General features: G+C 34.8%; 13 protein-coding genes. 1 reads left to right on the top strand and 12 read right to left on the bottom strand.

The window, feature by feature from the left end; all coding sequences use genetic code 11:
* Positions 1 to 73 precede the first annotated feature (73 nt).
* The 10 genes from OZP10_RS03040 to OZP10_RS03085 form a co-directional block, all read right to left on the bottom strand.
* Positions 74 to 1,234: a galactose oxidase gene (locus OZP10_RS03040; RefSeq protein WP_281633464.1), complete on the bottom strand. Its 1,161-nt coding sequence runs from the start codon at positions 1,232 to 1,234 to the stop codon at positions 74 to 76.
* A gap of 31 nt (positions 1,235 to 1,265) precedes the next feature.
* Positions 1,266 to 2,186: a dihydrodipicolinate synthase family protein gene (locus tag OZP10_RS03045; protein ID WP_281633465.1), complete on the bottom strand. Its 921-nt coding sequence runs from the start codon at positions 2,184 to 2,186 to the stop codon at positions 1,266 to 1,268.
* 95 nt (positions 2,187 to 2,281) lie between these two features.
* Positions 2,282 to 3,745 (bottom strand): RagB/SusD family nutrient uptake outer membrane protein, encoded by a 1,464-nt coding sequence (locus OZP10_RS03050; protein WP_281633466.1) that lies wholly within the window; start codon positions 3,743 to 3,745, stop codon positions 2,282 to 2,284.
* Positions 3,746 to 3,763: 18 nt separating this feature from the next.
* Positions 3,764 to 7,198 carry a SusC/RagA family TonB-linked outer membrane protein gene (locus OZP10_RS03055; protein ID WP_281633467.1) on the bottom strand — a complete coding sequence of 1,145 codons (3,435 nt, stop codon included), beginning with the start codon at positions 7,196 to 7,198 and terminating at the stop codon, positions 3,764 to 3,766.
* 328 nt (positions 7,199 to 7,526) lie between these two features.
* On the bottom strand, positions 7,527 to 8,759 hold the full coding sequence (locus OZP10_RS03060) for an ROK family transcriptional regulator (RefSeq protein ID WP_281633468.1): 1,233 nt from the start codon (positions 8,757 to 8,759) through the stop codon (positions 7,527 to 7,529).
* A gap of 164 nt (positions 8,760 to 8,923) precedes the next feature.
* A complete protein-coding gene (locus OZP10_RS03065; RefSeq protein WP_281633469.1) occupies positions 8,924 to 9,727 on the bottom strand; it encodes a DUF2490 domain-containing protein in 804 nt (267 codons plus the stop codon).
* Between the two features lie 463 nt (positions 9,728 to 10,190).
* On the bottom strand, positions 10,191 to 11,588 hold the full coding sequence (locus OZP10_RS03070; RefSeq protein ID WP_281633470.1) for a TolC family protein: 1,398 nt from the start codon (positions 11,586 to 11,588) through the stop codon (positions 10,191 to 10,193).
* A 1-nt stretch (position 11,589) separates the two neighbouring features.
* Complete coding sequence (locus tag OZP10_RS03075) at positions 11,590 to 12,942, bottom strand: HlyD family secretion protein (protein WP_281633471.1); 1,353 nt, start codon at positions 12,940 to 12,942, stop codon at positions 11,590 to 11,592.
* Between the two features lie 2 nt (positions 12,943 to 12,944).
* Positions 12,945 to 14,600, bottom strand: coding sequence for a peptidase domain-containing ABC transporter (locus tag OZP10_RS03080; protein WP_281633472.1), 1,656 nt, complete (start codon positions 14,598 to 14,600; stop codon positions 12,945 to 12,947).
* A 101-nt stretch (positions 14,601 to 14,701) separates the two neighbouring features.
* Entirely contained in the window at positions 14,702 to 15,106 is a 405-nt protein-coding gene (locus tag OZP10_RS03085; RefSeq protein WP_281633473.1) for a hypothetical protein, read from the bottom strand.
* A 354-nt stretch (positions 15,107 to 15,460) separates the two neighbouring features.
* Between OZP10_RS03085 and OZP10_RS03090 the strand changes: the two genes are divergently transcribed.
* Positions 15,461 to 15,922 carry a DUF1810 domain-containing protein gene (locus OZP10_RS03090; RefSeq protein ID WP_281634745.1) on the top strand — a complete coding sequence of 154 codons (462 nt, stop codon included), beginning with the start codon at positions 15,461 to 15,463 and terminating at the stop codon, positions 15,920 to 15,922.
* Between the two features lie 252 nt (positions 15,923 to 16,174).
* Here OZP10_RS03090 and OZP10_RS03095 read toward each other — a convergent pair whose 3' ends face one another.
* Both OZP10_RS03095 and OZP10_RS03100 read right to left on the bottom strand, forming a co-directional pair.
* Positions 16,175 to 18,217 carry a protein-disulfide reductase DsbD family protein gene (locus OZP10_RS03095; RefSeq protein WP_281633474.1) on the bottom strand — a complete coding sequence of 681 codons (2,043 nt, stop codon included), beginning with the start codon at positions 18,215 to 18,217 and terminating at the stop codon, positions 16,175 to 16,177.
* A gap of 143 nt (positions 18,218 to 18,360) precedes the next feature.
* Positions 18,361 to 21,177 carry a M16 family metallopeptidase gene (locus OZP10_RS03100; protein WP_281633475.1) on the bottom strand — a complete coding sequence of 939 codons (2,817 nt, stop codon included), beginning with the start codon at positions 21,175 to 21,177 and terminating at the stop codon, positions 18,361 to 18,363.
* Between the last annotated feature and the right edge of the window lie 11 nt (positions 21,178 to 21,188).

Below are 21,188 nucleotides of genomic sequence, written 5' to 3' on the forward strand. Positions count from 1 at the left end.
CCTTAATTAAACCTGACAGGTTTTAAAAACCTATCAGGTTAATAATCAAAGCAACTTAACTTAATTTTTATTTTTATTCAACAGTTCCAATCATAACATCTGGTGTACGAATTCCAGGTTTAATTTCTCCATTTGATAAAACAATTTTATCGTTCCAAAGTACTGCTGTTGTCGTTACATGAGCCAGAAATGGCAATTCACCAATTTTTGACCATTTATTTTTTAAAGTATCGTACAATAAAACGGCATTGTAAAATCCTTGATGTGTTGTATTTAAGATATTTTTTTCAGCAATTAATTTTGCTTTTTCTTCTTCTGAAGCTGTCTTTGAAATTTGAGATAAATAGGTTTCTATTTTATGAAATGTTTCTCCGTTATCTCCTCCCGTAATAATGATATTGTGTTTCCCAAAAGCGACTCCTGCTCCTGCAGAAAAGTTGGTCGTTTCCTTTCCGTCCGTTATAACGGCTTTAGTTTCCCAAATTTGTTTTTTTAAGTTGAAAGCCAATGTTGTGTTGTGTAAATTACTTATTCCAGAAGCTGTTTTGGTTCTTCCTCCAACAACATAAATGACTTCATTCTGAACCACTGCTACTGAATTTGCTAATGCAAAAGGTAATTTTTGTTCTGATTTCCATTCTAATTGTGTTTTATTCAAATCAATACTAAAAACCAAATCGGAACTTTTTGTGGCTTCATCGCCGCCAATTGCATATACTACATTGCTTGCATTTACAAGAGCAATATTGGTTATGTGGATTGGAAAATCAGGTAATGCTTTTATTTCAATTTCATTTTTTTCAGAATTCCAATTTAAAATATGTGCTTTGTTGGATAAACCATTTTCGTTTTCTCCTCCAACGTACACGATTCCTAAACTGGTTGAAACATTGCCGCAATACGCAATTGGTTCTGGTAATTCTGCTGTTGATTTTTTATTCCAATGAAAGGTTTTATCGCTTTTTTCTAAAACATGAATTTCTTTTGAATAATGTTTTTTTCCTCCTTCCCAAGGCATTTTATCTTGAAAATTTGCTCCTCCAGCTACAATCAAAACATCATTTGTCACGCCATTAATTGGTCCTGCAAAACCTAGAGAAAGACTTCCATCGGCATTTTGAAGCTGAGACGCTTTTTGCCATTCTATTTTTGAAATATTTTTTTGCTGCGAAAGACCAACTGTTGCTGACATAATTGAAATAGTAAGGATTGAGAAAGAAAAAAATCGATTCATAGTTGTTTGTTTTAGCCGAAAACGAAACGTATTATTTTGATTTAAAGGCGTCGAAATTTAAACCTTCAACATCTTTTTTGAACAATTCAAATTGTGCTGCGCTCATATTTTTGACTGGCAATCTGAATTCTCCTAAATTATGTCCAACCAATTTCATGTAGGCTTTTCCAACTGAGATTCCGCCATACTTTCCTAAGAAACGAATCATATCAATTGACTTCTGCTGTAATTTTCTAGCTTTCACTAAATCATTATTATTAAAAGCATCAATTAGATCGTAGTATAAAGGAGCAGCATAATTAAAAGTGCTTCCAACTGCACCTTTTGCCCCTAAAACCAATGCCGATAGCATATTTTCGTCACGTCCCCAAAGCATATCAAATTTTCCATCAGCATAACTCATACAGCTTTGGAAATCCATAAAATCTTCATGCGTATATTTAACTCCAGCAAAATTTGGCAATTTTCCGTCTAAAGCTCTCACTAAGTCAAACATCGGAATATTAACTCCTGTTAAAACAGGAATATGATAATAGTACAATGGCATGTTTGGAACGCTTTCTCCCACTTTGATACAGATTTCTGCCAACGTATCTACGTTTCCAGGTTTAAAGTAAAACGGAGCTGTGATTGAAACTGCATATAAACCTATTTCATACGAATATTTTGCCAGCTCGATACAATCTGTTAAGCAAGTTCCACCCAAAAAAACCATTACTTTAAAGTCAGCATCATGATTGGAGCAGTCTGCCCATGCTTTTGCAACCGTTTTTTTCTCTTCTAATGACATCGAAACCCCTTCGCCAGTAGAACCAATTATAAATGCACCTGCTACGCCATTTCTTTTTAGAAAAGTATAATAAGTTGGAATCAGGCTCACATCCAATTTTCCGCTCTCGTCAAATGGAGTAAATGGAGCTGAAATAAGACCTTGTAAATGTTCGATTTTCATGACTTTTATTTTTAATTTTTTCGTTTTATCAAACTGGAAAAGCTTTCATTTCCAGTTTGATTTTAAACTTTAGTTTTTTTTATTCTTTGTTTCGTTTAATTGGTATATCCTGGATTCTGAACAATTTTAGGATTGAAATTGATTGTGTTTTGAGAAATTGGAAACAATACTTGTTTTCCTGCCATTGACGGAACTATGCTTGTTTTGTTAAAACGAACAATATCCCACCATGATTTTCCTTCAAAGGCCATTTCTTTTAAACGCTCTCTTAAAATCACATCGTCATTTGCTGCCGGAGTATCATTTGTAAATGAAGCCGATGCGTCAGCTCTTTTCATTACCAGATTCATTTCTGTGGTTGGATCCTGACCTAAAGCGTTTTTAATCTCTGCTTTCATTAATAAAATATCTGCCCAACGGTAAATAATAATATCACTCACAAATCTTCTGATTGTTCCGTCTACAGTTCCGTTGTATTTTACCAAACCTGTAACTACTGGAGTTGTACCGTTATATAAAGTTAAATACGTTGCGTCTTTTCTGGTATCTGTAGCTGCAAAATTGAATCTTGTAATGTCTGGCTGTACTCTCGAAATACCAGCATTTCCTGAACCTGTTCCTAATGTACCGAAAACAGCTGTTGCCTGTGCTGATGTTAATGGTGCAAAATCACTTGGTCCAACAAACATAAACTGATTCCAGTTATCTAGTAGTGATGACGTTAAATCGGCTAATGAATAACGAACTGCAAAAAGCACTTCGGCATTTCCTTTTTTGTCAAAAGCAAAAACATCTTTGAAACTTGGCATTAAAGTCGGTGTTCCCGGAATTGCATTTATTGCTGCCAAAGCATTATTTAAATCTGCTGTTCCTCCATTTAATTGTTTTGCTGTCCATAAATTCACTTCTGCTTTTAAAGCATAAACTGATGGAAGAGCCAATTGCGTTTTGTTATTGTTTGCATCGGGAAAATTAGCAATGGCCTGATCAATATCTGATTTAATAAATGTAAATGTTTCTTCAATCGTATTTCGCGGAATAATGTATTGCGACTGATTGGTATTTTCTGTTGGTTCTGTTACAATTGGCACTCCTCCCCAAGAACGCGCCATAATGAAATAACATAACGCACGCATGGTATAGGCTTGAGCAATATATCTTTTTTGCTCTTTTACTGTTGATGGACTAAATGTAATTTTTGGCACATATTTTAAAACCAAGTTTGCCGAATGAATTACAGTATACAAACCAGCCCAATCTACATCTATATTTTGTGGTGTAAGATTGTTGTTATAGTAATTTGCCAATGTTAAAGGAGACTGAACTCCGCCAGTAATTTCGGCACTTCTTGCTCCTCCTAACAAATAATAATTTTGCTGAGTTTGGATTCTGAAGTTAACATACATTCCGTTTACGCCTGCTTTGGCATCATCTTCTGTTTTCCAGAAACTATCAGATGTAATAACACTATCAGATGTTAATTCTAAATCATCTTGACAAGAATTAAAAAGAGAAAGACTTGAAAAAAGTATTGTGTATAAAAGAAATTTCTTTTTCATGATTTTTTAATTAAAAATTTACAAACTGATATTTAAACCAAGAATAATGTTTCTAGGCACTGGGTAAGTTCCTGTAGAACCAGCTGCGTTTAATCCTAAACTAGATCCTCCGTCAATACCTTGTACCTCTGGGCTTAATCCTTTGTATTTAGTAAAGTAGTATAAATTACTTCCTGTAACATACAGACGAAGTGATGTTAAACTTGCTTTTTCGATAAGTGTTTTTGGAAAACTATAACTGAAAGTAATTTCTCTTATGCATAAGTAATCTCCACTTTCGTAGTAACGGCTGTTACCTTGAAACATATTGGTATTGTATGCAGCTCCACTTGCTTCAGATCTAAATAAGTTATTCTGGTTTGTCTGATCTGCCCAACGGTAGCGAGGAACATCTGTAATATCTCCTTCTTTCTGCCATGCTTGTGCGCTTTCTGCCAATAATCCGTAGTTACCTTGAAACTGACCTAAGAAACGTGCTCTTGCTTCGTTGTAAATTGTTGCTCCTAAAGAATAATCTGTTCTAACTGTTAGAGAGAAACCTTTGTATGAAGTATCAAAATTGAAACCTCCTACGAATGTCGGGAACATATTCCCCATATATTGTCTGTCTCGGCTGTCAATGATTCCGTTATTGTCTGTATCTTCAAAAACTGCATCTCCAGCAAATTTTCTTCCATCTGGATTACCGCCATTTGCAGCCGTTTTCGTTACATAAGTATCGTGAACTTTTGCGTTGTATGCATCTGCTTCTGCTTGAGTTGAAAGAATATATAATTGTTTATGAGCGTAGAAATTTCCAATTTTTTGTCCTTCCTGTAAACCTCCTACATAAACATATTTACCACTTTTTGCATCCCAGATCTCAGTTCCTCCAATTCTATTATTTCCATTTCCATTAAATGGTAGTTTTTCTACTGTATTGGTATTGTGCGAAACGTTTGCTCCAACATTTACTTTCCAATCATTTTTATTGTAAACATTTGCCTGAACTTCTAGCTCAAAACCTTTACTTCTTAATCCTCCTAAATTGGTTAAAACAGTTGAGAAACCACTATTTGAAGGCAATGTCAGATTCGTCAATAAGTCTGATGTCAATTTATTGTAGAAATCTCCAATGATTCTAATTTTATCTTCGTTTAATCCGATATCAAAACCACCATTTATCGTTTCAGATTGTTCCCATTTCAATCCTGGGTTTGCAATTTGAGAGTTGATAATCGCCGATTGTCCATTATAACTATTTGGAAGTCCGTTTGTAGTTCCTGCATATAATCCTCCAGCTTGGAAATCTCCTAAAGTTCCTAAGTTTCCGTTTACACCATAACTTCCACGAAGTTTAAGAGAAGAAAAGAATTTTGGCATTGTATTGGCCCAGAATTTCTCTTCCTGCATATTCCATCCTGCCGAAATCCCAGGAAAGAACCCATATCTATTGTCTGGTCCTAAACTTGATGAACCGTCATAACGAAATGAAGCTGTTGCAAAATATCTGTTTTTATAATCGTAATTAACACGTCCGAAAACACTATTTAAAACCAATTTGGTATTGTTGCTGTAAACCGAAACCGGAATTGGAGATGAGTCTAAAGTCTGCGCTAAATCTGAGGGGCTTCCTTTTCCTGCTGCATTAAAATATTTAATGGTTCTATCGTATTTTGAAACTCCTAGTTTAGCATCAAAGTTTCCAATATTTTCCCAATCTTTTTTATAAGCAAAAACTCCTTCGTATTGCACTTGATACGTTTGATTGCTCAATCTTGTTGCAGTTCTTGTATTATCAACCAAACCGCTGCTTCCGCTTAAAAATGCCTGTTGAAAAGTATTGTCATTTTCGTTCTCGCTGTATAACGAAATGGCTGGTGTGAAAGTAAAATCTTTTGCAAGTCTTAATTCACCATCTACACTCATCTGAAGCTTATCGTTTTCATTTTTCCCCTTAACTTTCCCCATCTGGTACAATGGATTTCCGTTAATGTTGTTTTGTCCTGGAGCTAAAGTTCCGTCTTCTAAATATAATTTTGTAGTTGGTGAGTTTCCTAAATATCTATTGAAAACTACACTGTTAGCCACAACCTGATTGTTGCTTGCTTTTGAGAATAAAACACGTCCGTTAATTGTAAAATTGTCTGCAACTTTTAAAGAAGCGTTTAATTTACTGGTAAATCTTTGGTACCCTGTGAATATCGTAATACCATCACCTTTTAAATATCCTAAACTCAAATCGAATACGCCTGTGTCTGTTCCTCCACTAAAACCAAGTGTATGGCTTTGTGTAATAGCATCTTGAAATAAAATATCATTCCAATCGGTGCTTTTATACATAATTGTACTGTTCGCATTTAAAGGATCTGCTATTTCCTGCCATCCTTTTGCCTGAAGCGTACTTATGGTTTCTGCAGATAAATTAGACTTTAATAAAGTAGCAAACGGAGTATTATTTTCTAGATTATTTCCTGTACCTGCAGGTGTTGCACCAGTCAATTGTCCTAAACGCGCGATACCAGTAGTGGTTGAAAGTCCAGCAAGTTCGGCTGCATTGTACAATCCTTCACGCTGCATTTTGATGTAATCGCCTCCATCCATAAAATTGTATTTTTTACCAATTCTACTGTTTTGAGTTGAAACATTATAAGTAACTTTTAGTTTTCCTGCCTTACCTGTATTTGTCGTGACAATGATTACACCATTTGAAGCTCGTGCACCATAAATAGAAGTTGCAGCAGCATCTTTAAGCACTTGAAGTGAAGCAATATCTAAAGAGTTAATATCATCGATTTGGTTTCTGATAACACCATCGACAATATATAAAGGAGTTGCGCCAGAAGGATTATCAATTGAAGTACCTCCACGAACAATTACATTGGAAGCTTTTCCTGGCTGTCCTGAAGAAGTTTTTACAACCAAACCTGTAACGCTTCCTTGTAAAGATTGCGTAACGTTTGAATAAGGTACATTTTCAAGAACTTTTTTATCCAGTTTAGAAACCGCAGTACTTAAAGTTCTTCTGTTTTGAGCTCCATATCCTACTACAATCACCTCGTTCATTTGCTGTCCTATTTCTTTTAAGACAATGTTCAATGGACTTCCGGTAATAGCAACTTCTTGATCTTGTAATCCGATATAAGTTACGATTAAAGTAGTGGCATTATCTGGAACTTCAAAAGCAAAATTTCCATCAAAATCGGTTTGAGTACTTACACTTGTTCCTTTAGCAACAATATTTACACCTGGAAGAGATTCTCCTTTTTCGTTAGTCACTTTTCCAGTAACTTTCTTCTGAACGGGATTGTTCTTTTTTACATTTTTATCCGTAAACACAACGCTTTTTTCTGTTTTAGCAGATGCTAATTGCATAGTAAAAGCTAAAAGTAACGTAGACGTAAGTTTAATAACTTTTACGTGTTTAGGAGTAAACCTAAAATTTTTAGGCTTACTTTTAGGCAATAATTTCATACTTTTGTAATGGTTTGGTTAATAAAACTTTGTTAAGGTCAATTTATTTATTCCTAAATCACCGTTCTCAAGAAGAACAAGCCAGCAATGTTCACAGCATTGGCTGGCTTTTTTTATGATCTAAAAACAATATATTTTTCCAAATGGTTAGTTTGGTTTTGAACATCAAATCTTAATTCTAAAGTTTTCTTTTTAACAGCTAATCGCTAAAAATTAAATGTAAACTTTCTTTAAACAATTTATTATTATTTTGTAAAGATATAAATTATTTTAAAATAACAACATTAGTTATTAAAATAATTTAATAACTACGTTTTAGTTTATGAATTTAATTATTAATCAAAGGGAATAATAGCTTCTCTTTAATCACACAACAAGCACCGATAACTCCCGCGCGACGCCCTAATGTTGACTTTTTAAGCTTCATATCGCGGTTTACTAAACCAAGCGAATACTTTTTTAAAGCTGATTGTATTGGCAGAAGTGCATAATCGCCAAGTTGTGCGAAATCTCCTCCAATGACCAAAAGATCGGGATTGAAGATGTTTAGCAAAATAGAAAGATAGCGTCCCATTTTTTCACTTTGCTGCGTTACAAGATCTACGCAAAGAGTATCTTCTAAGTTTACTGCTCCAGAAATAATAGCATGATGCTGTAATACAGGTGAGTTCTCATCCAATACCACTTTAGACTGCTTGCCATCTTTTATGGCTTCTTTGAACTGATTGATTAAAGACCAACCTGAAATTTCGGTTTCTAAACAGCCGAGTTTTCCACATTGGCACATAATCTCATTATTGAAAATCGTGCTGTGTCCGAACTCTCCCGAATAACCTGATTTTCCGTAATAAAGTTTTCCGTCTGTAATCATTCCGATTGCAACTCCCCAGCTATAATTGACAAAGATGATATTTTGCTCGTCGTCTACAACACCTTCGCAATATTCTCCAAAAGTCATTGCGCGCGTATCATTTTCTAAATGAACTGGAAGATTCAGCTGTTCTGAAATGATTTCTGTTAATGGTCTATTCTCACTAAAAAAATAATTATAGCTAAAGCCTTCCATCGAATTAATGCGACCAGAGAAATTGATACAGACTCCAACTATCATTTTCTTTTCGACAGAACTATCTTCAATAAAAGAGTTAATTAAACTACAGAATTTGAGAAGTGATTCTTGTGTGTTTTCTAAAGCGAAGGAAGTTCCTAGCTCAATGCTTACTAATTCGTTCTTTATATTCTGGAGGCCAATAGACATAGTTGTAAGTCCAACTTCAACACCTAAAAAATAGGCACAGGTCGGATTTATACTAAACAACGAAGGTCTACGTCCGCCACTATTGGTTATTTTTCCTAGGTCGACCACATAACCTTCAGCCAACAATTCATTGACTGCTTTTGTAACTGTAGGAACACTGGATTGCAGTTCTGTACTCAATTCTGCAATAGTCGAATTTCCGCCAGACAACAATCTTTTTACAATTGACTGTCTAAGCAAATGCCACTTTTGTTCGGATAAGCTTTTGTCTTTGCTATTATCCAATAAATCTTTTAAACTCATTGCTTTCCTAATTTGGTTCACAACAAATTTAAATTATTTTTTAAATCAGCATAAAAATACAGTCTTTAATATTAAATTATTTTAAAATATTAAGAACTATTTTTAAAAAGTAGTGCAAAAAGATTTCAAAAATAAAATTGAAGAAAAATAATGAAGTAAAACTATTAATCTGCGCCTCCATCGACGCTATCAAATGTTTCGCGTTCTTTTGGTTTTACGCTATACTTTAATGAAACCATTGGTCCATAGTAAACATCAAATTGAGTTCCGTTTGTTCGCAACTGCATCTGACCGATTACGCCTGCCAAGAAATGAATATTCGGCGTAATTCCGGCAGTATAATAAACTGATAATCTGAAAATATCGAAATGTTCGTCGGCATAATCTTTAGAGGCAAATTTCAGCATCAATTCGGTATAATAGCCAATATTTGGTGCCAGAAAAATTGGTTTTTCTTTGCTTTGTCTCAAATAATGATTGACTCCAAAACGTGCTCTTATTCTTGGTATTGTTTGGTGATTGCCATTTCTATCATCAAAAAACTTGGTTTCGAATCGCACTTGTTCGAAAAGAGATCCTTTGGGCATTTCCTGCGTATAGGTTCCCATAACAATAAGTCTATTTTCTAAAGTTTTGTAATTTCCCGCTTCTTCTATCGCATATTTCTGATTGTGTGCATATCCTAACCAAAGCTTCATATTTTTAAAACCAGAATAAATAATCCAAGGGCGTATTACTTTTCGCTGTGTATATTCAAAAGGATTTCCGTTTGTGTAAGCGCCTTGTGTAACGAGCTGCATGTCTGCCTGACCGCTCAAATTCCATTTTTCTATTAACGGAAAAGCAACGTCAACTTCGCTTATAGATGCAGGAATAAATCCCATTGTGTAAGGTGCGTCTTGGGCTTTTAAAACTTGAGAAAGAATGATGCAGCAGAATACAAGGAAACTCTTTTTTAATAAACTCATAATTCGTCAATATTAAATTATATGGCTTCGAAATAAGAAAGTCTATCAAATTTAAATAAAGATGTTTTTTACTTTAAAAAAAAGCGGTTTCATGTTATAATATGAAACCGCTTTTTGAACATTTCTTCAAAACAAAAAAGCTTTAGACAAACATCTAAAGCTTTTTTTAAACTCAAATTCTGAAAATTAATAAAATGCAGACAGGTACAAAGCTGACTGTTATTTTTGTGTACACATGATATTTCGCCCCTCTGAGGCTATTTTATAGATCAATCATACATTTCTATAAATATTTCGTCCCGCTGGGACTACCGCTATATAATCCCGCCGTGACTTTTTAAAGCTCTGGAAGAGCAAAATATTTATAGCTAATAAATCTATGGTCCCTAATTCAAAAGCTCCAGAGGAGCGGCATATTAGGTTCCTATAAATTTTCAACTATCCAATTATACATCGAAATTTGTTAATCTGGATTTGCCAATATCTTGTACAATTCGGCATTCGACAGATAAAACTGATTCTCTAAACTTATTTGCGACAATTTTGCGCTAACCAAATTGTTTTCTCTTGAATTGATCAAGAAAATCGAACTTTCTCCGAATGAAAATAATTTTTCTTCTGAGTTCAGCATTGTCATATAATCTTTTACGAGATTGTCAATTACGACTTTCTGTTTTCTTAATGATGCAATTTCGGTCTGCTGCGCTTTTACTTTATTTTTAAGTTCTAAGCGCTGTTGGTCTATGTCAAACTGCATGTCCTGAATTTTCAGTTTTGCCATCTTTAAACTTCCGCGTTCTTTTCTTAAGAAAATAGGAAAGCTGAAATCGACATTGAACTTATAATCATCGGCATTAAAATTATTCCAATAATTGGGTTCTGAAATGTAGTTATAACCCACATTGATTTTCGGAAGTAACGAATTGGCTTTCAGCTGGCGATTGACTTCCAAGATATCCATTTTAGTTTCTAAAGATTGAATTTTTGGGTGTGCGTCTAATGATTCAACATCGACCATCATGGCATCTGTCTTCAACGTTTCTTCTATAGTTTGAATTAAGTTCTGCTCTGGTTTCACCAACTCGCCCAATTCAACTGGAACATTCTCAATCCATAAAAAATTAGCCAGTTTCAGTTTTGCTTTAGCTAATTTCAGGTTTCCGTTTTCAACATTCAGTTCTCTGTTTCGTACCGTAATTTTAGCTTCAACGCTATCAATTGCCGGTGCATCACCTGCTGCGATCAGCTTTTTAACGCCTTCAAAACGAGTGCTGGCAAAACCTAAATAATTTTTATAAAGCTCAGCTTCGTTGTAGCTTTTTCTCCACTCAAAATAAGCTTCACTTGCTTGATATAAGATTTCAATAGCTCTCAGTTTTCGCTGTGCGTCACTTAGTTTTACCTGAAGTTTTCCTTCACGGACATCAGCCATTCTCTGATTGATAAACATTCCTTGCCCCAAAGCAACATTAATTCCAAGCGAAGTTAAACCTGCTTCTGGCGTTTTGTTTTGCGGGTTAAGATATTGTCCTTCCGCATCGTCAAAACCAGCTTTTACTTCAATTCCATACCAAGTCGGAATTTTGAAACTGCTGTTTAGTACCGAATAATATTCTGTGCCTTTAAATTCTTTCTTATTGTAATCTACTTCAATTTTTGGGTCAAATCCGCCTCGAGCCAACATCAATTTTGCCTGCGCATTGGTTACTTCAAGATTGGCTTGTTTTACTAGCGGATGGTATTTTTTTACGTATCCCAAAAACTCCACAAAAGAGAGTTCTTCTTCATTAAAATTCTGGCTCTGCAGTGTAGAAAAACTCAATAGAAATAAGAAAGAAAACAATTTTACAAGATTTCTCATTTTACTTTTTCTCCTTTCCTTTTGCTTCTTTTTCTCCTGAATTATAATAGTTTGGCGGGAAACCATTTAAGTTTCGCCAAATCTCATACCATACCGAAACGGTTTCTAACAATGCAATACTTTGTGCTCCAGCTCCAATACTCAATTCTTTTGGCCAATGGCGATCTTCTCCGTCTGGCGAAACCAAAATTCTATATTTACCGTTTGGACTAATGAAGTTTTCTATCGCTACAACTTTACCTCCGTAAGTTCCGTAAGACAACCCAGGCCATCCAGAGAATACAATTCTAGGCCATCCGTCAAACCAAACACGAACTTTTGCCCCGCGATGCACCAAAGGCAAATCGATTGGATCTACATACGTTTCTACAGCAATATCATACTTAGAAGGCATAATGCTTACTACTGGAGTTCCTTCTTTTATTGTTTCTCCAAGACCAGCCAATAAAGCACGGTTTACATAACCGCTTTGTGGCGCTGTAATATAGTACAAACCGTTTCTCAACCTGTAATTGGTATATTGATTCTCTAGTTTGTTAACCTGAGCTTCTGTGTCGTACTGTGTGCTTAAAGCGGTAAATTTATCGCTTCTTGATTTTGATATTTTTTCAGCATATTCAGCAGTAATTCTGCTAACTTCTACTCTTGCATTAATCAATTCGTTTTTACTGCTCAGCAGTTTATTTTCTTGCGTAATCACATACGCTTCAGACTCTTGCAGTTTTAATCTTTTCTGCTCGACATCTGTCATTGGTTTTAGACCTTCTTTGTTTAATGCTGTCGAACGGTCAAATTGTGTTTTTGCAATTCGAAGCTGTGTTTTTACCGCAACAAGATCCATACTGTCGCTTTTTATTTTCAGTTGCGACTGACGAATTTTGTTTTGCGCCTGCTGTAATTTCAATTGTTTTTCTGTATTCAAAGACTGCGCTTGAACATCTAGCGAATTTACTTTATCGCCATACGATTCTACGGCCATTTTTTTGGCGTCTACCTGCTGTTTGGTATTGTTAACCAAATTAGGATCCAAGTAATCTTCTTTGATCTCAGAAATGTAAAGTATTGTATCTCCTTTTTTCACATAATCTCCTTCTTTTACAAACCATTTTTCGATACGTCCTGCAATGGCATTATGAACCGTTTGTGGTCTTTGATCTGGTTTTAAAGTCGTGACAGAACCTGTTCCCGATATATTCTGCGTCCATGGCAAAAAAAGACAGGCAACACCAAAAATCAAAAATCCGATTATGACTTTATTTAAAATCTCGTAATGAGGTCTTCGGGCAACGCTTGTAATCGATTTGTATTTGCCCGGCGTTATAAGTACGTTGTTATCTTTAGATAGGTTGAGCATGATTAAAGCTTTATGTCGTTAATAATTTTTCCGTCATCAATCGTAATCATACGACTGCATTTGCTTTTCCAAATATCATTTTTAGAAGTTACAATAACAGTCCAGTCGTTTTCTTCAGAAAGTAAAAAATCAACAATTTTACTTGACGTTATTTCGTCCATTTTATCAACCGGATCTTCTAAGAATAAGATATTTGGTTTACCCACAATACTTCTGGCCAAAAGAATTTTTTGAACATCAGAAGCAGAAAGTTCACGACCTCCGGGATGGATTTGATTTTCCAGTCCGTTTTCGAAAGTTTTAATGTATGGTGTCAGTCCAACATTATCTAAAGCCCATTTTAAATCATCACTATTTAGTTCTTCATTTCCAAAAACAATATTCTCGCGAATTGTTCCTGCAAAAAGTGTATCGCCCTGCAAAAAAGTTCCCGCCTGAGCTCTGTATGTATCTTCGTTAAGACGATTCATATAATTATCGGTAACATACATAGCACCGCTTACTGGCTCCAAAACTCCCGAAAGAAGTCGAAGCAAAGTACTTTTTCCTGCACCATTTGTTCCGGTAAGAATAATTTTTTCGCCTTGAGAAATTTTCAAATTAATATTCTTAAGCGATTTTTTATTGTGCTCTGGATAATGGTAATTGATGCTTTCAGTTTCGATATTGATTCCGTTTTCTGTTTTGCCTGAAGTCTGAGGAATACATGAAGTTTCCATATCGGTCACCTGGCCAATTTTTTCAACAGAGGTCAATACATCGTAAAAAGATTCCAATCCGAAGATGATTTTTTCTACCGAGTTGATTAATAATACAATTACGATTTCAGCTGCTACGAACTGCCCTATGTTCATTTGGTGGTGAATTACCAGAAAACCACCGATCGATAATAAGGCAGCAGTAACAATTACTTTAAAAATAGTCAGCTGAATATATTGTTTCTTCATTACCTGAAAGTGTTTTTCTCGGTAATTTACATAGCTGGTTACGTAGCCGTCGTTTCTGTCCAAAGCATATTCAAAAGCTCCTTTTCTGCGGAAACTTTCTCTATTTCGCGCAATTTCCTGAAGCCATGCTGCAACTTTATATTTAAATTTCGATTCGTTTAAACTGGTTTCTAAACCGTCTTTGTACGAAAATTTAAAAATGACATATAAAATGACAATAAAAAGAAGTCCGATCACCATAAAGAATGAATGGTAAAGAACCAAAAGAATAATTCCCAAACCTACCTGTAGGAATGCGGTGCAGAAATCCAGCAGCAATTTTGCTGTTCCTTTCTGGACCATCAAAGTATCAAAAAAACGATTTGCTTTTTCTGGAGCGTACTCTGAGTACATTTCTTTAAATTTAATTAAGGGCAATCTGTAGGCAAATTCAAACGAGGAACGAACAAAAATTCGCTGCTGCAGATTTTCTACAATACGCAGCTGTAAAATGTTCAGCACTCCTCCAAAACCAACACCAACCGTAACCAGAATCACGAGAACAATCCATGAAACGCTTAGCTGTCCGCTTTGAATAAAATTAATAATGGCCTGAATTCCCAAAGGCAGAGAAAGATTTACTATCCCTGCAAACGCAGCATAGAAGATAATTTGATAAACATCGCGCTTATCTAGCTGCAATAAGTTGTAAAATCGTTTGAGTGGTGTCATGAATTTAAGTATAAATACAAGATTATTACATAGAATAAATATACGGCAAAAACCGCAGTAATGGATTAAGATTTTTATCGTAATCCCTAAAAAACAAGTATTTATGAATTAAATCGAGGAGGCGGTATATCTATTTTACCATGAAAACCAAACGAGAAGATTGTATTATCAATATATTTTTTACCTTCAGCTTCTATTAAAAAATAAAAATTAGGCATCAGCGATTCTGATGAAACCAGATATTCCATTAAAGGAATTCCTTTTGCTAATTTGGCTGTTTTAGTATCCTTTGTTTTGTAATCGTCCAATTCTTCTGGAATTCCGTCGCATTTGAAGATCTTTTTCAAGAAGTTGCAAGTAATCCCTTTTACAGTATACGTTTCAGCATTATCGCTTAAGATTCTTCCAACACTATTAAAAATATTTAAACTGCTAATTAGAAAATAGCCGACAAGTAACGCCTGAAGGCATTTACATAAAAAGCTATTTTTAATTTTGTTCAACATAATTCTAAAAGGCCGAAAGTTTAATTAAATCACATCGTTTTTGAATCAAAATATCAATGATTTAAGGTGTTTACTGTAATTTTTATGAGGGCGCAAGTTAGAGCCTATTTTTTTTTAGAACATTAAAATAACATTAGAATTTAGAACGGTTCAAAACTTTAAAATTATATTAACAAGGCATTCTTACACCGCTATCGGAATTATGTAACGACCAACTGCAATTCTATAACTTCTACTAAAATGCGTGTTTTACCTTTGATATTCGAAAATTTTGACAAAGAATATTAAAGCAGTGCAACCGTGTTACCTATTAAAGAAACTCCATATATAAACGATTTAATACAGAATCAAAACATGATCTACGCTAAGAATGATTTGACCCGATTTTTAGACGCACAAAACAAATTGTATTTGACTGCTCTTTCTGAAATTAAAAAAGGCAAAAAAGAAACGCATTGGATGTGGTTTATTTTTCCCCAGATTAAAGGTTTAGGAAAAAGCACTATTTCTGATTATTATGCTGTTGCCGATTTAAAAGAAGCCACAGAATTTTTAAATCATCCGATTTTGTCGAAACATTTAATTGAGATTTCGAAGCTTTTACTGACTTTAAACAAAAAATCGGCTGAGGGAATTTTAGGAGATTTAGGCGCCAAAAAATTGCATTCTTCTATGAGCTTATTTGTTCAGGTAGAAAACGCACATCCTGTATTCCAGCAGGTTTTAGATACTTTTTTCTTTGGGCATTTGGATCAGCTGACTTTAAATTTTACTACTACCAACGAAATGTTCCTAGCGGAACAAACAAATATGTAAAAAAAGCCTCATAGAGATAAATATGTCGCTCTTCCAGAGCTCTCTCATATTTTGGCATTTATTATCTATAAATATTAAACTCCTCCGGAGCTTTCTACTTCAAAATAAAAAAAAATAAGGCTGATTCAAAATGAATCAGTCTTATTTTCTGAAAATGCTCCAGCGGAGCAGAATATTTATAGCAAAGATTATCTTTGAGAATCAAAAAGCTCCAGCGGAGCGACATATAATCTTTTTAAGACATCTTTTTTATTAGCTTTTCTCAAAATTAGAAACGCCTTTTTTCAGCCAATTCAAATATTCTTCGACATCTGGGTTGTAAGCCGAAGTTTCGTTGAGCGTTTCTCCATTATGATCTACCAAAACATAAAATGGCTGTGCATTGGTTTTGTATGTCAGCGTTTGGAATTCGCTCCATTTCTGTCCAATATATTTTAATTTTTTTCCCGTCAGTTTTGAAGTAATCTGCTCATGCGGATTCAGTTCTCTTTTGTCATCTACATAAAGTGAAATTAAAACCAAATCGCCTTTTAAGATTTTCTGAACCTTTTCGTCAGACCAAACATTGTCCTCCATTTTTCGGCAGTTTACACAAGCGTGACCTGTAAAATCTATCATAACCGGTTTTCCTATTTTTTTGGCATATTTCATACCTAAATCATAGTCGGTAAAAGCCATAATATTATGCGGTCCAAGCTCTGCTCCTTCTGGAAGATTTTGCGTTATTTCTTTTGAACTGGAATTATTTAATCCATTCGGAATTTCACTGTAATGCATCGGTGGCGGAAAACCGCTAATCATTTTAAGAGGCGCTCCCCAAATACCTGGAATCAGATAAATGGTAAAAGCCAAAACCAAAACGCCCAATCCCAATCTTCCAACGCTTATATTTGAAACTGGGCTATCATGCGGCAACTGAATTTTTCCGAACAAATAAAAAGCTAGCGTTCCAAAAATGGCAATCCAAATTGCTAGAAAAGTTTCTCTTTCCAGCCAATGCAATTGCAAAACCAAATCGGCATTGGATAAAAATTTAAACGCCAGAGCCATTTCTAAAAATCCTAAAAATACTTTAACCGAATTTAACCAACCTCCCGATTTTGGAAGCGAATTCAGCCAGCCCGGAAAAGCAGCAAATAAAGTAAATGGCAAAGCCAAAGCCAGAGAAAAACCAAACATTCCGACAAAAGGTGCAATTCCTCCGCGAGAAGCGGCTTCCACCAATAAAGTGCCTACGATTGGTCCCGTACAAGAAAAAGACACAATTGCAAGAGCCAAAGCCATAAATAATATTCCGACAATTCCACCTCTATCGGCTTGCGAATCGACTTTGTTTGCCCATGCATTTGGGAGCATGATTTCGAATGCGCCTAAAAATGAAAACGCAAAAATCATTAAAAGCACAAAGAAGATCAGATTAAACCAAACGTTTGTAGAAAGTGCATTAAGCGAATCTGCTCCAAAAACCCAAGTTACAACAGCCCCCAAAAAGATATAAATGGCAATAATGGCGATTCCGTAAAAAACGGCTTTTCTAATTCCTTGCGATTTGGTTTTACTTTGTTTGGTAAAAAAACTCACCGTCATCGGAATCATCGGAAAAACACAAGGCGTTAGCAATGCTGCAAATCCAGAGAAAAATGACAATAGAAAAATCGTCCATAAACTTCTAGATTCGGTTTTAGGTTCTCTTTTTTGGATTTCTTTTTGAGGTGTTTTTACAGCTTCAGCAGGAACAATTTCTTCTGTTTTTTCTTTTATTTCGCTAACCGAAGAATCTATTACTGCTGTTTTTGTTTCTTCCTTTTCAGCAGCTTCTATTAAAGTTTTCGCTTTCGCGGAATGGCTAACGGCAAACTCCAATTCGTCTGAACTTGGCGGCAAACAATTTTCATCATTACAAACCATAAATTCAACCTCTGCTTTAATTTTGAAAGGTTTGGACGAAAGTATTTTAACACGTTGTCTAAAAGTCGTTTCCTTTTCAAAAAACTTAATCTGCATTTTAAAAACAGGATCGTTAACCGTTTTTCCTTTTTCTTCTTTTACAGCATCCGTTAACTGGAAATCTGCGCTTTTTATAAAATTAAAATGAGTTGGAATCGGTCCTCCATCTGCAACTTCCTGACTGTACAAATGCCAGCCCGATTCTATAATGGCTTTTGCCTGCAATTCGTATTCAGTATCGGAAATTTTCTCGACACTGGTTTTCCATTTTATGGGATTGTATATCTGAGCCTTTACGAATATGGAAAACAGCAGGAAAAAGCCCAGTAAAAAAATATTCTTTTTCATGGGTAAAAATCTTTAGAAAGAGGGTTGAATAGCAAAAAACAACCCTCTAAGTAATCCGCTATACAAACTAAATTGCTTACTAATTCAAAATAACTATTTGATAGGGAAATACAAATTAAACTCTAGTAAATAAAGGGGTCAGATTATTTTAATGGTTTAAAAACTACTTCATAAGAATCTGCTTTGTTCAAAAATGAATTAGCAAATTCCTGAATGTCTTTGGCAGTGATGCTTTTTACAATATCAACATAATTTTTAGGGTCATTCATATCGTAAGCATTCTCAAAATAGTTATAAATCAAGTTCATGCTGTAACTGTTGAAGTTTTTGCTGTCTTCTCTCGATTTCAAATAGTTTGTTCTTGTTTTCTCAATGTCTTCAGCAGCGATTTCTCCTTTCTTGATTTTATCAATTTCCTGATACACAATTGGCAGTAAATGTTCTACTTTGTCGGCATCGCAATCAAAATTAATCTGAAGATTTCCCTTTGAAATTGGAAGTTTATCCATAGTTCCTCTTACTTGTGCACCATAAGTTCCGCCTTCTTTTTCGCGAAGACTTTCAGTATAACGTAAAGTCAGCACATCACTTAAATACGAAACCAAAATTCTATTTCTTTGAGAAAAAGCAAGATCTTTTAAAAAGGAAATTCGAACAGAACTTTTTGGTGTTTCCATTTTGATGAAAACATCTCTATCAATTTTATTTGATGTCCATTTCGGAATGTCTGTTTTAAATTTTTCTTTACGTTTAATTCCGTTTATACTCGCAATATATTTTTCTAACAAAGGTTTTAAAACTTCTGGCGTAACATCTCCAACAATATAAAATTCAAAGTTTGAAACATCTGCAAAACGATCCAAATAGAAAGCTTTCATTTTATCAAAAGATAAATCATCGATAAATTTTTGATTCAATGGCAGAATTCTTGGATTGTTTTTCCCGTAAACCACATCCATTAAACTGTCTCCCATTTTTGCATTGATATCATTTGCCCTGTTTTTAAGCGAATTTTCTAATCTTTGCTTCATAAGCGCATACATCTGATTATCAAATCTTGGCTGCACAAAACGCAAATGAACCAATTGCATCATTGTTTCGATATCTTTTGCATTTGCCCATGCCGTAACAGTCTCTTTCAAAGAGCCTACATCTACAGAAGAGCCAGCAATTTTTCCCTTTAAAACTTTTGTCAAATCAACATTTGACAGCTCACCAACTCCAGACATTAGAGCTAATTCGCTTGCGCGACTAACTGATGGTAAATCTTGAGATTCATACAAAGAAGATCCTCCAAAACTTTCACCTTTCAGATCTACTTGCTTCTTGTTTTTATCGGCAAATTTATAATGCACTTTTACGCCATTGCTCAATACAAAAGTGGTAGCATCAATTGCCGTTTCTTTTTTCTCTGAAACAATTTTTCCTGAATTGATTTTCAGATTTCCTAAAAGAGTTTTTCCTTCAAAAGTATCCACATAAGGTTGTAACGAAGCATCGTTTTCGGCTTTCTGAATAATATCAAAAGCTTTTTCTTGAGTTAAGTTATTCTCGTTTTCTACACCTGTAACCGCTACAACACGATTTTGTGCCGTATATAATTTACTGATTTGCTCTTGAAGAATTTTGGTGTCCACATTTTTCAAAATGTTTTTTACCATTTCAAATTCAGCTTTAGGATCGGCAATAACTTCGTGATTTAGATAATCATCCTTCACCATTCCGATAACATCCTTATGCGAAATCTCATTTAGTTTTTCTAAATAATTTTCGTAACCCGAAATGTTTTCTGTAACCGCTCTTTCAATTTCTCCTTTAGAAAAACCAAATTTGTACGCACGAACCCATTCATTCATGACCATTGCAAAAGCTTCGGCTTGTTTTTCTGGTTTTGGCGAAACATTCAAAATCCAGACATCATTCAAACGGGAAAAATTTTGGTATCCAATTGAGGCACTTTTAAATGGGCATTCTTGTTTCTGTGCCATTTCTACCAAACGATTATTTAGGATAGAAAAAGCAAGACTTCTTTGAGTAGATTTTTCTAATTCGGCATAAGTATTTGTTGATTTTTCAGCCGTATGACGAATCATATAACTAATGTTTGAAGCCGAAATTTCTTTGTCTAAAGCCAGTTTAAAAGTTGGTTCTGTTCTTTCTGGAATCGCGATTTCAAAACGCTTTTTAGGATTTACTGGCGTCGGAATATCTGCAAAAAGTTTCTTGATTTTTGCTTCAATTTCGTCTGCGTTAATATCTCCTACAATTGCGATTGCCTGCAAATCTGGACGATACCAATCTTTATAAAAATCTTTTAAAACTTGATATTTAAAGTTCTTTACAATATCCATATCGCCAATCGGCATGCGATCTGCATAAAGCGAATTATTGTAATAATAAGGCGCTAACTGATTGTAAATTCTAGCTCTTGCATTTTGTCTCGTACGCCATTCTTCGGTAATTACACCGCGTTCGGCATCAATTTCTTCATTTGTAAGCGATAAGAAATTAGACCAATCGTGCAAAACCAGCAAACAAGTATCGACAACTCCGCCATCTTTTGATGGAATATTGTCTAGGTTGTAAACCGTTTCGTCTGTGCTTGTGTACGCGTTGATATTTCTTCCGAAAACAGCACCTTGTTTTTGAAGCGTATTCAGAATTCCTTTTCCTTCAAAATTTTTCGTTCCGTTAAACGCCATGTGTTCTAAGAAATGCGCCAGACCTTTTTGCTGGTCGTTTTCTAAAATCGAACCAACGTTTTGAATGATATAATAACTTGCCGTATTTTTATTGACATCTGTCGGATAAATATAATACGTCATTCCGTTTGGCAGCAATCCTTTTTTTATTTTTTGGTTGACTGCAATCGGATCTGTTGCTTTAAAGTTTTGCGCTTGCGCGAAAGTTAAACTTCCGATAAAAAGCAGTAAAACTGATATTTTTTTGCTGTATTTCATAAAGCTATTAA

This window comes from Flavobacterium luteolum (assembly GCF_027111275.1).
Classification (GTDB): domain Bacteria; phylum Bacteroidota; class Bacteroidia; order Flavobacteriales; family Flavobacteriaceae; genus Flavobacterium; species Flavobacterium luteolum.